Origin of the sequence: Thiorhodococcus mannitoliphagus (assembly GCF_010915725.1) — a bacterium.
Taxonomy (GTDB): Bacteria; Pseudomonadota; Gammaproteobacteria; order Chromatiales; family Chromatiaceae; genus Thiorhodococcus; species Thiorhodococcus mannitoliphagus.
The window spans coordinates 1-671 of sequence record NZ_JAAIJR010000417.1; the positions used below are offsets into that span (position 1 = coordinate 1).

The window sequence follows — 671 nt, forward strand, 5'->3', positions numbered from 1 at the left end:
TGCAGCAGCGCGATCAGCTCCGCTTGACATGACGACAACAGGCTACGCGCCAACAGCACCTCGCCTGAGAGCACCTCTCGGATGACCCACAGCACCTCATGACCCACATCCGGCTGCAGCCCGTCAATGGCCAAGATCAGGCGCCCTTGCGCCGCGAGGCGCGCGCGCCGCTCTGGGCTGTCGCGCACCGATAACGCCACCAGTTCATCATAGCGTTCGAGCAGGTACTGGACGTTGCGCTGACTGATGCGGACTGCGCGTTGCTCTAGGGCGGCGTGAATCTGTGCCGCCGTGGAGCGCTCGCAATAGCGCTGCCGGCCAATGAACGCCAGCACATCCAAACCGTACTCGTAGTACGGCAGCGCGATATGCCCTTCTTCCAAGGGATGCGTCGGCAGGTGATAGCGTGCGCAGGCTGGATTGACGCAGCGCCCGATCGACACCTTCAGTTGCAGCATCCCCTCCAGCGTCGCGACCTTGCGCCATGTGCTGTACGCCAGGCGCAACCGCTCTCCGCAGTCACGACACTCCATCACTTCCGGGCGCAGCCGTTGCTCCCGGCTGGACTCCTCGCGGCGTGTCTTGCCTCCCATGATCCACCTCCGCCTCACCAGACTGGATTGGCTTCCCTACTGGGTTGGACAGCCGCTGAGACGATTTTGCTTCCATAG

The 671-nt window shown here is 63.3% G+C and carries 1 pseudogene; it reads right to left on the minus strand.

The annotated features are described in order from the left end of the window. A pseudogene (locus G3480_RS27215) lies at positions 1-593 on the minus strand (ISNCY family transposase); the annotation flags it as partial. Between the last annotated feature and the right edge of the window lie 78 nt (positions 594-671).